Annotated in this window: 13 protein-coding genes, 2 pseudogenes and 1 riboswitch; of the genes and pseudogenes, 4 read left to right on the forward strand and 11 right to left on the reverse strand. The window is 73.5% G+C overall.

The window, feature by feature from the left end; genetic code table 11:
• Positions 1-146: 146 nt before the first annotated feature.
• Together ETD96_RS30500 and ETD96_RS30505 are read right to left on the reverse strand one after the other, a co-directional pair.
• On the reverse strand, positions 147-752 hold the full coding sequence (locus ETD96_RS30500; protein WP_138639942.1) for a GNAT family N-acetyltransferase: 606 nt from the start codon (positions 750-752) through the stop codon (positions 147-149).
• Positions 749-1,441, reverse strand: coding sequence for a carboxymuconolactone decarboxylase family protein (locus ETD96_RS30505; protein ID WP_138639943.1), 693 nt, complete (start codon positions 1,439-1,441; stop codon positions 749-751). Before ETD96_RS30505 ends, ETD96_RS30500 begins: the two co-directional genes overlap by 4 nt.
• A gap of 145 nt (positions 1,442-1,586) precedes the next feature.
• Between ETD96_RS30505 and ETD96_RS30510 the strand changes: the two genes are divergently transcribed.
• The gene (locus tag ETD96_RS30510) at positions 1,587-2,378 is read left to right on the forward strand and encodes a class I SAM-dependent methyltransferase (protein ID WP_138639944.1); all 792 of its coding nucleotides are present in this window, start codon (positions 1,587-1,589) and stop codon (positions 2,376-2,378) included.
• Here the strand turns inward: ETD96_RS30510 and ETD96_RS30515 are convergent.
• The 4 genes and pseudogenes from ETD96_RS30515 to ETD96_RS30530 all read right to left on the reverse strand — a co-directional run bounded on the left by ETD96_RS30515 (position 2,375) and on the right by ETD96_RS30530 (position 6,087).
• Positions 2,375-3,646 (reverse strand): serine hydroxymethyltransferase, encoded by a 1,272-nt coding sequence (locus tag ETD96_RS30515; RefSeq protein WP_138639945.1) that lies wholly within the window; start codon positions 3,644-3,646, stop codon positions 2,375-2,377. The genes ETD96_RS30510 and ETD96_RS30515 overlap by 4 nt on opposite strands.
• Positions 3,647-3,698: 52 nt before the next feature.
• Positions 3,699-3,785: riboswitch (ZMP/ZTP riboswitch) on the reverse strand.
• A gap of 92 nt (positions 3,786-3,877) precedes the next feature.
• Positions 3,878-4,678, reverse strand: a pseudogene (locus tag ETD96_RS30520) (DMT family transporter); the annotation flags it as partial.
• 110 nt (positions 4,679-4,788) lie between these two features.
• On the reverse strand, positions 4,789-5,280 hold the full coding sequence (locus tag ETD96_RS30525) for an Lrp/AsnC family transcriptional regulator (protein WP_138639947.1): 492 nt from the start codon (positions 5,278-5,280) through the stop codon (positions 4,789-4,791).
• 78 nt (positions 5,281-5,358) lie between these two features.
• Entirely contained in the window at positions 5,359-6,087 is a 729-nt protein-coding gene (locus tag ETD96_RS30530; RefSeq protein WP_138639948.1) for a TetR/AcrR family transcriptional regulator, read from the reverse strand.
• A gap of 86 nt (positions 6,088-6,173) precedes the next feature.
• Here ETD96_RS30530 and ETD96_RS30535 point away from each other — a divergent pair, with 86 nt between their 5' ends.
• Positions 6,174-6,980: an alpha/beta fold hydrolase gene (locus ETD96_RS30535; protein ID WP_138639949.1), complete on the forward strand. Its 807-nt coding sequence runs from the start codon at positions 6,174-6,176 to the stop codon at positions 6,978-6,980.
• Positions 6,981-7,071: 91 nt separating this feature from the next.
• Here ETD96_RS30535 and ETD96_RS30540 read toward each other — a convergent pair whose 3' ends face one another.
• The 5 genes from ETD96_RS30540 to gap form a co-directional block, all read right to left on the reverse strand.
• Positions 7,072-7,443 (reverse strand): RNA polymerase-binding protein RbpA, encoded by a 372-nt coding sequence (locus ETD96_RS30540; protein WP_138639950.1) that lies wholly within the window; start codon positions 7,441-7,443, stop codon positions 7,072-7,074.
• A gap of 82 nt (positions 7,444-7,525) precedes the next feature.
• Positions 7,526-7,768 (reverse strand): preprotein translocase subunit SecG, encoded by a 243-nt coding sequence (gene secG / locus ETD96_RS30545; protein ID WP_089325828.1) that lies wholly within the window; start codon positions 7,766-7,768, stop codon positions 7,526-7,528.
• Between the two features lie 138 nt (positions 7,769-7,906).
• Complete coding sequence (tpiA, locus tag ETD96_RS46990; protein WP_138639951.1) at positions 7,907-8,719, reverse strand: triose-phosphate isomerase; 813 nt, start codon at positions 8,717-8,719, stop codon at positions 7,907-7,909.
• Between the two features lie 3 nt (positions 8,720-8,722).
• Positions 8,723-9,910, reverse strand: coding sequence for a phosphoglycerate kinase (locus ETD96_RS46995; protein WP_138639952.1), 1,188 nt, complete (start codon positions 9,908-9,910; stop codon positions 8,723-8,725).
• Between the two features lie 88 nt (positions 9,911-9,998).
• Complete coding sequence (gene gap / locus ETD96_RS30560; protein WP_138639953.1) at positions 9,999-11,006, reverse strand: type I glyceraldehyde-3-phosphate dehydrogenase; 1,008 nt, start codon at positions 11,004-11,006, stop codon at positions 9,999-10,001.
• 224 nt (positions 11,007-11,230) lie between these two features.
• On the opposite strand from gap, the gene ETD96_RS30565 reads away from it, so the two are divergent.
• Entirely contained in the window at positions 11,231-11,956 is a 726-nt protein-coding gene (locus tag ETD96_RS30565) for a hypothetical protein (protein WP_138639954.1), read from the forward strand.
• A pseudogene (locus tag ETD96_RS30570) lies at positions 11,953-12,503 on the forward strand (hypothetical protein); the annotation flags it as partial. The gene ETD96_RS30565 and the pseudogene ETD96_RS30570, both read left to right, overlap by 4 nt.

Raw genomic sequence — 12,503 nt, forward strand, 5'->3', positions numbered from 1 at the left:
GCCGGGGACGGGCCGCCCGGCGGCCCGGTACCAGAAGGAGACGCCGCCGTTGGCGAAGCCGGGGGCGAGGGGCGCCCGGCCCGTGCTTGAGCTCATGCGCTCATAGTGCTGAATTCCGCAGCGAAATCAAGAGCGTGCAACGGAATCTATGTGATGGCGTCCACGATTCGACTGGATCCGATCCAGCGGGAGCGGTCCGCGGCGAAGTAGGCGGCGCCGTCGGGGCCGGCCGGGCCGTCCCGCCACCGCCGCATCCCGAGCTGGAAGGCGATCTCCGCGGACGCCGGGTTGGCCGGGTCGATCTCGGCGGTGACCCGGTGCACGCCGACCACCCCGAACGCGTAGTCGAGCACCGCGCGGGACGCCTCGGCCGCCAGGCCCCGGCCCCAGTGGTCCGGTTCCAGGCTGTAGAGGATCTCGACGTCCACGCCGTGGCCGAGCGGGCCCTCGTGGTGGCTGAGCCCCGCCACGCCGATCAGCGGATCGCCGGGCGCGGCGCCGGGCAGCGTCTCCGGCAGGGCGTCCGGCCCGGACGCGGCGGCCGGGCGCAGCGCCCACAGCCCGTACCCCTCGGTCGCGAAGTCCCGCTCGCTCGCCTCGATGATCTCGCTGACCTGGACGGGGGTGACCGTCCGGTCGTCGAAGAGGTGGCGCCGGACGCGCGGCCCCGTCCAGTGCGTCAGCAGCGCGCGGTGGTCGCGCATCGACACCGGATGCAGCGCCAGCCGCACCGTGCGCAGCACCTCGCTCATGCCCCGGCACCGCCCGGGCCCGGCCCCGCCGGGTCGCCGGCCGGCCACGCGGGCGGCTCCTCGCCGTCCGGGACGCCCACCCGGAACGCGCGGAGCTGCAGGGCGAGCGCCTGGTAGTAGCCGACGAGGGCGACCAGCTCGACGACGGCGGCGCGGCCGAGCGTCGCGACCGCCTCGGTGTAGACGGCGTCGGCGAGGTCGCCCTCGGCGGCGAGCTGCCGGGCCGCCTCGTGCACGACGCGCTCGCGGACGTCGCCGAGCATCGGCGCACGGCCCTCGCGCAGCGCGTCCAGCTCCGCGTCGGTGAGCCCGTGCCGGCGGCCGATCCGCTCGTGCGCGTACCACTCGTAGTCGGACCGGGCGTGCGCGGCGACGACCAGCGTGGCGATCTCCCGCTCGCGCTTGGTGAACGCCGTCCGGAACCGCAGCGCGGCGCCGAGGTCCTGCAGGGGCAGCCCCACGGACGGGCTGTAGAGCATCGCGTTGAAGGGGCCGTGCAGCCGCCCGATGTCGTCGGCCAGGCCGAACGGCGGGGTGCGGCCGGCGGCGCGGGGACCGCCCGTCACCGCCTCGTACACGGCCCGCTGCTCGTCGCTGAGGGAACCGGGGAGCAGCAGCGGCAGCCTGGTCGCGGACGGGCCGCGCCGCGGTCGATCGTTGACGTCCTCACCGCTCACGGGGTCGATCACTTACCGCACGCTAGGCGGTCGGGGCGGGCGGCTCAACCCCTGGTCCGCAATGTGGAACCCCGGGCACACGGTGACGTGGCGGTCGCGTGACACGCGCCCGCACGCCCCGGGCGCCGGCACGCCCCGGCGCTGGGAGGATGGCCGGGTGAGCGGCATCTACGACGACCCCTGGGCCTACGAGCTGGCGTGCTCGTTCCGCGACGTGGCGGCCGAGGCGGACGTCCTGCTCGGCTGGTGCGCCGGGCTCGGCGCGCGCCCCGCGACCGTGCTGGAGCTGGCCGCCGGGCCCGCCGAGCACGCCCGCGAGTTCGCGCGCCGCGGGCTGGCCGCGACGGCGCTCGACCTGAACCCGGCGATGTGCGCCTACGCCGCCCGGGAGGCCGAGCGGGCCGGGGTGGCGCTGGAGGTCGTCCAGGACGACATGACCCGCTTCGACCTCGGCCGCGGCTTCGACCTCGTGGTCACCATGCTGGACTCCACGTCCCACCTGATGACGCTGGACGCGTTCGTCGCGCACCTGCGCCGCGCCGCCGCGCACCTGTCCCCCGGCGGCCTGTACGTGGTGGAGATGTCGCACCCCCGCGACCGGCTGGGCGACGAGCCGAGCGTCAGCACCGGCTGGACGGTCGAGCGCGGCGGCGTGCGCGCGAGCGTCCGCTGGGGTGAGCCCGGCGACCGGCTCGACCCGGTCACCCAGATCGCCGACGACCACGTCACGATGACGATCACGGACGCGGACGGCACGCGGGTGATCCGCGACGTCGTCCCCTACCGGTTCTGGACGGCGACCGAACTGGACGCCGCGATCCGCCTCGCGGGCGGGCTCGACACCGTCGCGCGGTACGGCGACTTCGGGGCCGGCGAGGACGCGGTGGCCCTCACCGACCCCGAGGCGTGGCGCATGATCACGATCCTGCGCCGCGCGCCCGGCGCCTAGGGCGCGGGAGCCCAGCCTGGCATCGGGTAGGACGCGAGCAGCTCCCGGACCTGCCCGGCGACCCGCTCGGCGACGGTCTCGTCCTGCTTGGAGACGCCCTGCACGACCTCGTCGATCCACGCGGCGACCAGCGGCATCTGCTCGGCGCCGAGCCCGCGCGTGGTGATCGCGGCCGTGCCGATCCGCAGCCCGGACGGGTCGAACGGCTTGCGCGGGTCGAACGGCACGGCGTTGTAGTTCAGCTCGATCCCGGCGCGGTCGAGGGCCTGCGCGGCGGGCTTGCCCGCGACGCCCTTGTTCGTGAGGTCGATCAGGATCAGATGGTTGTCGGTGCCGCCCGAGACCAGGTCGTAGCCGCGGTCGGCCAGCGCCGCCGCCAGCACCTGCGCGTTCGCGACGATCTGCCGCGCGTACGCGGGGAAGTCCGGCTGCGCCGCCTCCTTCAGCGCGACGGCGATCGCCGCGGTCGTGTGGTCGTGCGGGCCGCCCTGCAGCCCCGGGAACACCGCCTTGTCGACCGCCTTCGCGTGCTCGGCGGTCGACAGGATCATGGCGCCGCGCGGGCCGCGCAGCGTCTTGTGCGTGGTCGTGGTGACGACGTCCGCGTGCCCGATCGGGGACGGGTGGGCGCCGCCCGCGATCAGCCCGGCGATGTGCGCCACGTCCGCGGCGAGCACCGCGCCGGCCTCGCGGGCGATCTCCGCGAACGCCGGGAAGTCGATCGTCCGCGGGATCGCGGTGCCGCCGCACCAGATCAGCTTCGGCCGCTCCTTGAGCGCGAGGTCGCGGACCTGGTCCATGTCGACCCGCCCGGTGTCGGCGCGCACCTCGTACCGGACGGGGCGGAACCACTTGCCGGTGGCCGACACCGACCAGCCGTGCGTGAGGTGCCCGCCCATCGGCAGCGACAGCCCCATCACCGGGTCGCCGGGCTCCAGGAACGCCATGTAGACGGCGAGGTTGGCGGGCGAGCCCGAGTACGGCTGGACGTTGGCGTGCTCGGCGCCGAACAGCTCCTTCGCCCGCCGGATCGCCAGCAGCTCGATCGGGTCGACGTTCTGCTGGCCCTCGTAGTACCGCTTGCCGGCGTAGCCCTCGGAGTACTTGTTCGTCAGGACGGACCCGGTGGCCTCCAGCACCGCCGGCGACACGTAGTTCTCGGACGCGATCAGCCGGAGCTTCTCGTACTGGCGGCGGGCCTCGGCCTCCACCAGCCCGGCGATCTCCGGGTCCTCGGCGGACAGGTGGGATACGGACGGTACGTGCATCGTGAGCCTCCGCGCTGCTCGCGCCGGGACCTCGGGCGCCCGGCGAACGGGACCCGTACACCCAGGCGCGCGGTGTGCGGACTAGTTTCGCTCCCCGGTGGTCGTCTCCACCTTCACTGCGCCAGTCACGTGCACGCCATCATAACGGGCCGCCCGGGGCCGGGCCGGGACGGAGACCACGAACAGCCCGCCGAGCAGGAGCAGCGACCCGGCGGCGACCGGCGCCGACAGCCGCTCCCCCAGCACGGCGACGGCGAGGGCGGCGGCCACGAGCGGCTCGGCGAGGCTCAGCGTCCCGGCGGTCGCGGCGGCCACCCGGCCGAGGCCGGTGACGAAGAACATGTACGCGGCCGCCGTCGCGGCGATCCCGAGCCAGCCGACCAGCACCGCCGACCGGGGCGCGGCGAGGGCCGGCAGCTCCGCCAGGGTCCAGGGCAGCAGCGCCGCTGCCCCGGCGAGCAGGGTCACCGACACGGCGGCGGCCATCCCCGCGTCCCGTCCGGTGAGGACCTTGGCCGACACCGTGTAGACGCCGAAGCACGTCCCGGCGGCGAGGCTCAGCAGCACCCCGACCGGGTCGACGTGGACGGCCGGCCCGGGGACCATCAGCAGCGCGACGCCGCCGACCGCGCACCCCGTCCCCGCCCACCACCGGCGGCTCAGCCGCGTCCGCAGCACGAGCCGCTCGCACAGCCCGGTGGAGACCGGCGCCAGCCCGAACACCACGGCGGTCGCGACGGCGGCGCCGGTGCGGTCGACCGCGCTGAAGAACGCCGCCTGGAACGTCCCGGTGGCGGCGGAGGCCGCCGCGAGCGGCGCCCACGTCCGCCGGGTCAGCGTGCGGAACGCGCGCCGGTCCAGCGCGAGCACCAGCAGGGCCAGGACCAGCCCGCCGGACATGATCCGCGCCCCGCCGACGGCGACCGGGGCCGCGTCCGGCGCGGCCAGCACCTGCGCGGGCCCGACCGTCCCCCAGAGCACCCCGGCGGCCAGTACCAGCAGCGGCCCCGACACATCGTTTCGTCGGTCCATGAGACCGAACCTAGAAGGACATGCGGGAATGAAGTCTGCATAGCAGTCACACGTTCGGACTAGCTGCCCTCACCCGGTGATAATTCGCCTCGCGGCAGGCAAAGCATCGCTCAGCTGTAGGACGTTCGGCTCTCGCGCGTGCCCGCCGCCGGAAGTTCGGACTGCTCCACCGGCTGCACGTAGTCGTAGACCACCGTGGTGCGGACGTCCACGAACTCCTTGCGGCGCGCCAGCCGGTCCAGCACGAAGTCGCGCAGGTAGGCGGTGCTCGGCACCGCCACATGGACCAGCAGGTCCTCGTTGCCGGTCACGACGAAGACCCCGACGGCCTCGGGCATCGCGGCCATGCCGTCGCGCGCCGACTCGATCGCCTCCCGCGACTGCGGCCGGATCCGGATCGAGATCAGCGCCTGCACCCCGCGGCCGAGCCGCTCGAAGTCGACGGCGGCGTGGAACCCGGTGAGGACGCCCCGCGCCCGCAGCGCCCGCGTCCGCTCCAGCGCCGTGGACGGCGCGATCCCCACCGCCTCGGCCAGTTCCCGGTTGGTCTGCCGCCCGTCCCGCTGCAACCGCCGCAGGATCGCCTGATCGACCGCGTCCACCGGTGCCCCTCCCGATTCCTCCGCCGATGCCGAACTCCCGTTGCGCGAACCACGCCCGGAGGCCCCGTCCTCCGAAGATTATTCGACGGAGAGCCGCGCCTCCAGACCGTCCAGCAGGCAGTCGAGCGCGAAGCCGAACCGGCGCTCGGACTCGCGTCCGGCGTCGACCTCCCCCGCGGCGGACATCCGGGCGCCCAGCAGCGGATGCTCGTCCGCGACCCGGCTCAGGTACTCCGCGGCCCGCTCGCGCCACCGCGCGGCGCCGCCGGCCGGCTCCAGCGCGGCCCGCCAGGACGTCTCCGCCACCACGGCGCCGAGGACGTGGTCGGTGACGGCGGACAGCGCGGCGTCCAGGTCGGGCCCGGTGAACCCGGCGCCGGCCAGGATCGTGAGCCCGGCCTCGCTGAGCGCCAGCGCGTTCGGGCCGAGGGAGGGCCGGCCGGACAGTCCGGACAGCACCCAGGGGTGGCGCAGCAGCATCGCGCGCTGCGTCCGGGCCAGGGTGCCCAGCGCGTTGCGCCAGTCCCCAGAGGGCTCGGCGCCGCCGCCCGCACGGACCTCCGCGAGCGTCTCCCCGAGGACCTCGTCCAGGGCCAATTCCAGCAGTTCGTCCTTGGTGTCGACGTACCAGTACAGCGAGCCCGCCGTCACGCCCAGCTCGGACGCCACCCGCCGCATGGAGAGCCCGCGCACGCCGTCCGCGTCGAGGATGCCGACCGCCTGGGCGACGATCCGCGCGCGGCTGAGCCGCCGGTCGCGCGACGGACGCTCGGGGCGCAGCCAGACGGAGGGCGAGTCGGTGGGCATGCCCCCACCCTAGCCCCGGGCTGCACGTCGTTCAGCTTCCCTTATACAGTGTTCAGTAACTCTGAACACCGTTCAATGGAGCGCTGATGGTGGCGGACGTGCACGCGACAGTGTGGGACGAGACGGGCGGGACGGGGCCGCGCGCGCTGCTCGTCCACGGCTCCACGGCCTGGGGCGACGACCCCCTTCTCGGCTTCGCGGCGCAGCGGCCCCTGGCCGGGCACGGCTTCCGCGTCCTCGCGGTGGACCGCCGCGGCCACGGCCGCAGCGCCGGCACGGGCTCGGCGGAGTACGCGAGCGACTACCGGGCCGACGCCGCCGACATCGCCGGGCTGATGGGCGACGGCGCCCATCTCGTCGGGCACTCCTACGGCGCCGTCGGCGTCATGCTGGCCGCCGCACGCCGCCCGGAGGCGGTGCTGTCGCTGGCGCTGATCGAGCCCGGCTCGTACCAGGCGGCGGCGGACGACCCGGTCGTGGCCGCCGCGCTGCGCGCCAACCGGGAGGCCATCGCGAACGTCCCCGCGGACATGACCGCCGGCGACTACCTGAGGGCCGCCGCCGACTCTGCCGGGATGCCGCCGCTGGAGCCGACCCCGGAACGGCTGCGGGCGGCCGGCGCGGCGCTCCGCGAACGGCTGTGCTGGGAGGCTCCGATCCCGGTCGCCGAACTCGCCGCGGCGCCGTGGCCGAAGCTCGTACTGTCGGGGACCTGGGAGAGCGCGCCCGCCCTCTACCGGGAGCGGGGCGGCGCACCGCTGATGGCGTGCGCCCGCGTCACGGCCGAGCGGATCGGGGCGCGGCTCGTGCGCATCCCGGGCGCGGCGCACTACCCGCACGTGGAGCGGCCTGACGCGGTGAACGCGGCGCTCCGCGCCCTGTGGACGTCCTAGGGCGGCGCGGGGACGCGAACGGCCCGGCCCCTTCCGGGGAGCCGGGCCGGATGACGCCGATGCGGACGACGCCGGTGCGGTGCGCGTGCGGCTAGCGGGCCGCGGCCTCCATGGCCTGCTTCACGGCGGCGCGCTTCTCGCGGAGCTTGGCGAGCGCCTCCTCCAGGATGGCCTCGCCGTCCTCGTCGCTCCGGCGCTCCTTCACGTACGCCAGGTGCGTCTTGTAGGGCTCGGTCTTCGGCGGCGCCGGGGGGTTCTCCGCGTCCTGGCCGGCGGGGAACCCGCAGCGCGGGCAGTCCCACGTCTCGGGGACCGCGACGTCCGTCGCGAAGCTGGGGCGGGTCTCGTGCCGGTTGGCGCAGTAGAAGGTCACCCAGACACGGGGGGCGGCGTCGCCGCGCTCCGCCTCTCCCATCGGACCGGCCCCGACGCGGCTGCCCCGAATCGCGTTGCCACTACCCACGGAATACTCCTCGCTCGGTGTTCCGCCGCCGTCCGTGACCTCCTGGGACGGCGGCGGCGATCGCAAATGTCAGACGGGTGGCTCAGCCGACGCCCTTGTGCTTGAACAGCAGCCCCAGCACGACGATCGAGGCGAACCACAGCACCCCGACGCCGACCGTCAGCCGGTCGAGGTTGCGCTCGACCACGGACGACCCGCCCAGGGACGACGACACCCCGCCGCCGAACATGTCCGACAGCCCGCCGCCCTTGCCCTTGTGCATCAGGACGAGGACCACCATCAGCAGGCTCGTGACGATGAGCACGATGGACGTTGCGATGATCACGATTCTTCAGCGCCTTTGTCTGTAGGTCGGGGACGGAGGGTCGAGCCGGGCGGTTTACCCGTCAGCTACGAAGGGTACGACGAACTACCCGCTGGTTCGGCAAGAACCCCCAGTTCACGCAGAATTGATCAGTTTTGATCAGACGGGGAGATCCCGGTACCGGCAGATCTTGACGAATTCTCCCGGGTCCAGGCTGGCACCACCGACCAAGGCGCCGTCCACGTCGTCCTGCGCCATGAGCTTGGCCACGTTGCCGCTCTTGACCGAACCGCCGTACAGGATACGCACCTCGTCGGCCAATCCGCCGTCGTACAGCTCGGCGAGCCGCGTTCTGATCGCGGCGCAGACCTCCTGCGCGTCCTGCGGGGTGGCGACCTCGCCGGTGCCGATCGCCCAGACCGGCTCGTAGGCGATCACGGTGCGCCGCACCTGGTCGGCGGGGATCTTCTCCAGCCCGCCGTCCAGCTGGGTCAGGCAGTGGCGGACGTGCTCGCCGGCCTTGCGGACCTCCAGGCCCTCCCCGATGCACAGGATCGGGGTGATGTCGGCGGCGAGCGCGGCCTTGGCCTTGGCGTTGACGACCGCGTCGTCCTCGGCGTGGAACTGGCGGCGCTCGGAGTGCCCGACGACGGCGTAGTCGCAGCCGAGCTTGGCGAGCATCGACGCGGCGATCTCGCCGGTGTAGGCGCCGGAGGCGTGCTGGGAGACGTCCTGGGCGCCGTACTGGATGGCGAGCCGGTCGGCGTCCACGAGCGTCTGCACCGACCGGATCGCCGTGAACGGCGGGATCACGGCGATGTCGACGGCGTCGTAGTCGGCGTCCTTGAGCGCGAACGCCATCTTCTGGACGAGCGCGATCGCCTCGAGGTGGTTGTTGTTCATCTTCCAGTTGCCCGCCATGAGCGGCTTGCGGCCGCTCTGCTTGCCGGAAGAAGAGGTCGCGGGGGCCATCGGTCAGTCCTCCAGGGCCTGCAGGCCGGGCAGCGTCTTGCCCTCGAGGTATTCGAGGCTGGCGCCGCCGCCGGTCGAGATGTGGGAGAAGGCGGCCTCGTCGAAGCCGAGTTGCCGGACGGCCGCGGCCGAGTCGCCGCCGCCGACCACGGTGAACGCGCCGGAGTCGATGAGGCCCTGCGCGACGGCGCGGGTGCCGTGCGAGTACGGCTCCATCTCGAACACGCCCATGGGGCCGTTCCAGAACACCGTCCGGGCGTCGGCGAGGCGCGCGGCGAACAGCTTGCCGGACTCGGGGCCGATGTCGAGGCCGAGCCGGTCGGCGGGGATCGCGTCGGCGGCGACCACGGCGTGGTCGGCGTCGGCGGCGAACGCGGTGGCCGCGACGATGTCGACGGGCAGCACGAACTCGACGCCCGCCTCCTCGGCCCGCCGCAGGTACGCGCGCACGGTGTCGAGCTGGTCCTCTTCGAGGAGGCTCTTGCCGACCTCGTGGCCCTGGGCCTTGAGGAAGGTGAAGACCATGCCGCCGCCGATCAGGATGCGGTCGGCCTTGCCGAGCAGGTTGTCGATCACGCCGAGCTTGTCGGACACCTTGGAGCCGCCGAGCGCGACCGCGTAGGGGCGGGCGACGTCCTCGGTGAGCTTCCTGAGCACCTCGACCTCGGCGGCGATCAGCCCGCCGGCGGCGTGCGGGAGCCGCCGCGGCACGTCGTACACCGACGCGTGCCTGCGGTGCACCGCGCCGAACCCGTCGCCGACGTAGATCTCGGCGAGGGCGGCCAGCCGGTCGGCGAAGGCGCCGCGCTCGGCGTCGTCCTTGCTGGTCTCGCCCGGCTCGAAGCGCAGGTTCTCCAGCAGCGCGACGCCGCCGTCCGCGAGGTTCTCGGCCGCGGCGCGGGCGGAGTCGCCGACGACGTCGGACGCGAACGCCACGTCCGCGCCGAGCAGCTCGCCCAGCCGCGCCGCGACGGGGGCGAGCGAGAACTCGGGCTTGACCTCGCCCTTGGGCCGGCCGAGGTGGGCGCAGACGATGACCTTGGCGCCCCGGGCCCGCAGCGCCTCGATCGTCGGCAGGCTGGCCCGGATCCGCCCGTCGTCGGTGATGGCGCCGTCCTTCAGCGGGACGTTGAGGTCCGCGCGGACGAGCACCCTCCTCCCGGCGACGTCGAGATCGTCAATGGTGCGCATCGGGATGCGATGTCCTTCCGTACACGGCCGCGCCGTGGCCGCGCGCCCCCTCCCGGGCGCGCCGCGGCCACGGCGGCGACGGCTTCGGTTACAGCTGCGAGCCGACGAGCTTGACGAGGTCGACGAGGCGGTTGGAGTAGCCCCACTCGTTGTCGTACCAGCCGACGACCTTCACCTGGTCGCCGATGACCTTGGTCAGCCCGGAGTCGAAGATGCAGGACGCCGGGTCGGTGACGATGTCGCTGGAGACGATCGGGTCCTCGGTGTAGGTGAGGTAGCCCTTCAGCGCGCCCTCGGTGGCGGCCTTCTTGAACGCCTCGTTGACCTCCTCGACCGTGACGTCGCGGGACACGGTGACGGTCAGGTCGGTGGCGGAGCCGGTCGGCACCGGGACGCGCAGGGCGTAGCCGTCCAGCTTGCCCTTCAGCTCGGGCAGCACGAGGCCGATGGCCTTGGCGGCGCCGGTGGAGGTCGGCACGACGTTCAGCGCGGCGGCGCGGGCGCGGCGCAGGTCCTTGTGCGGCGCGTCCTGCAGGTTCTGGTCCTGCGTGTAGGCGTGCACCGTCGTCATCAGGCCCTTCTCGATGACGAAGTTGTCGTGCAGCACCTTGGCCAGCGGGGCCAGGCAGTTGGTGGTGCAGGACGCGTTGGAGATCACGGTGTGCTGCGCCGGGTCGTACTTGTCATCGTTCACGCCCAGCACGACCGTGACGTCCTCGTTCTTGGCCGGGGCGGAGATGATCACCTTCTTCGCGCCGTTGTCGGCGTGCACCTTGGCCTTGGTGGCGTCGGTGAAGAAACCGGTCGACTCCACGACGATGTCGGCGCCGACATCGCTCCACTTCAGGTTGGCGGGGTCGCGCTCGGCGAACGCCTTGATCGCCTTGCCGCCCACGACGATCTCGTCGGCGGTGGCGCGCACGTCCTCGGGGAAACGGCCGAGAATGCTGTCGTACTTGAGCAACTGGGCGAGCGTGGCGTTGTCGGTCAGGTCGTTGACCGCCACGATCTCGATGTCGGCCCCGCTCGCCTTGACAGCGCGGTAGAAGTTGCGGCCGATCCGGCCGAACCCGTTGATGCCTACTCGGATGGTCACGGAACGGCTCTCCCTCACGTCGTATCGCCCGGCATGAACCCGGACTGTCAACTACGGTGATTCCGGGGTTCTCCCCCGCCCTCGACCCTATCCAATGACTCGCGGGTAGCCCGACACCGGTGGTGTGGGTTTTCACGGGTGAGTCCGCCGTCCCCCGGCCGGGGGATTTCTCCGCCCGCACCCCAGCTCACGGCATTCGTCGATCATCACTACACTCGCCCACCATGTGGCGCGCGTGCTCTGCTCTGGTGATCGGCCTGCTGCTCGCGTGCGCGGCGCCGCCCGCGGCGGCGGCCCCGCTGGAGCGCGCCAAGCCGGTGAGCCGCGTCGACCACCTCGCCGCCGAGCTGCGCCGCGACCCGGTGTACGTGACCGACCACGCGCCGCGGGCGCTGCCGCCGGACGCCGCCCAGCGGATCAAGAAGGCGGTCGCCCGCCTCGGCGTGCCCGTCTACACCGCGGTGACCCCGGCCTACCTCGTCGACCGCTACTCGACCGACGACCTGGTCCCGCTCCTGCACGACAGCCTCGGCAAACCGGGCGTCTACATCGTCGCCGACCCGGCCCAGACGTCGCTCTCGGCCGTCCAGTACGGCGGGGCGACGCTCCCGGTGAAGGACGCGATGCGCGCCGCGATGTACGAGCTGCCCAACGACGCGGGCGCGGTCGCGGCGATCGAGCGGTTCGTGGAGATCGCCCTGTCCGGGCAGGCCAAGGAGCGGTACGAGAACGCGGGCCCGCGCCCGAAGTCCAAGGTCCGCATCGCCCTGGACGCCCGCGAGCGCTCCGAGCGCGAGGCGGCCCGCGCGGAGCGCAACGCCTTCGCCACCGGGACGGCCCTCAGCGGCGTCCCCCTCCTGCTCCTCCTGCTGTGGCTGCGATGGCGGCGCCACAGCAGGCGCCCGGCAGTGAACGCGAAGAAGGCCGGAAAGCAAGGGAAGCGCCGGTGAACACCGTCATCCGGATCCTCGCCCTCGCGGCCGCGCTGCTGGCCGTCCCGCTCCTCACCGCGCCCGCCGCCGCGAGCGAACCCATCCCCGCGTACGCGCAGCACCGGCTGGACCGGGTGGCCGCGGCCCTCGCCAAGGACCCCCTCTTCATCGACCCCGACATGGTCTCGGCGCTCGACGAGGCCGGACGCGCCCGCGTCCGCGCGGCCATGAAGTCGGCGGCGGACGCGCTCGGCGCGCCCGTCTACGTGGTGGTGATCCCGAACAAGTCCGAGTCGGAGAGCCAGGGCAGGGACGACGTCTTCCTGCACGGGATCCACGACCGGCTCCGCCGCGACGGCCTCTACGTCCTGGTCAACTCGTCCGCGTGGTTCGAGGAGAAGGCGTTCGGCGTGCCGCGCCGGCTGTACGCCATCGACGACGACCGCGCGCAGCGCCCCGCCGACCCCGAGCGCCGCTTCGCCGACCTGGCCGACCGCCTCGCCACCCGGCTGAGGATCATCCAGGACGCCCCGTCCCGCACCCCGGAGACCCCGCGCCTCTACAC

It is taken from the genome of Actinomadura geliboluensis, assembly GCF_005889745.1.
In the GTDB taxonomy this organism is placed as follows: Bacteria; Actinomycetota; Actinomycetes; order Streptosporangiales; family Streptosporangiaceae; genus Spirillospora; species Spirillospora geliboluensis.

What these genes read in the sequence shown, in the direction of transcription:
- ETD96_RS30515 (WP_138639945.1), bottom strand. Translation starts at nt 3,646, where the DNA reads ATGCACGTACCGTCCGTATCCCACCTGTCCGCCGAGGACCCGGAGATC.
- ETD96_RS30565 (WP_138639954.1), top strand. Translation starts at nt 11,231, where the DNA reads ATGTGGCGCGCGTGCTCTGCTCTGGTGATCGGCCTGCTGCTCGCGTGC.
- ETD96_RS30530 (WP_138639948.1), bottom strand. Translation starts at nt 6,087, where the DNA reads ATGCCCACCGACTCGCCCTCCGTCTGGCTGCGCCCCGAGCGTCCGTCG.
- tpiA (WP_138639951.1), bottom strand. Translation starts at nt 8,719, where the DNA reads ATGGCCCCCGCGACCTCTTCTTCCGGCAAGCAGAGCGGCCGCAAGCCG.
- ETD96_RS30500 (WP_138639942.1), bottom strand. Translation starts at nt 752, where the DNA reads ATGAGCGAGGTGCTGCGCACGGTGCGGCTGGCGCTGCATCCGGTGTCG.
- ETD96_RS46995 (WP_138639952.1), bottom strand. Translation starts at nt 9,910, where the DNA reads ATGCGCACCATTGACGATCTCGACGTCGCCGGGAGGAGGGTGCTCGTC.
- ETD96_RS30535 (WP_138639949.1), top strand. Translation starts at nt 6,174, where the DNA reads ATGGTGGCGGACGTGCACGCGACAGTGTGGGACGAGACGGGCGGGACG.